Here is a 223-nt window from a genome sequence, read left to right as displayed (position 1 = left end):
AAAAGATGTTGGCACCGGGGGCCGCATTGTTCACCGGATCCGCCAGCACAAACGTGAAGCTGATCTGCGCAATGGTCGGTGACAGCACCGTGAAACCGGTGAACGTGAGCGTGCCTTCCGGCGTGGCATCCCCATCCCCGGCCTCCAGAGTGAAGGAGACGAGTGCGGATCCGCTGCTGATCAGGTCAGCCAGAGAGGAAAACTGGAATGTCCGGGTATTGAC

Annotated in this window: 1 protein-coding gene; it reads right to left on the bottom strand. The window is 59.6% G+C overall.

What is annotated here, in order from left to right:
* Positions 1–223 (bottom strand): hypothetical protein (locus tag ACLNEE_RS17120; protein ID WP_412007475.1); only part of this gene is annotated, 223 nt, incomplete at both ends.

The sequence above is a fragment of the Aphanothece stagnina RSMan2012 genome (assembly GCF_046764815.1).
In the GTDB taxonomy this organism is placed as follows: Bacteria; Cyanobacteriota; Cyanobacteriia; order PCC-6307; family Cyanobiaceae; genus NIES-981.
Note: the sequence above shows the minus strand (reverse complement) of the source record. Positions and strands in the feature narration are given on the sequence as shown.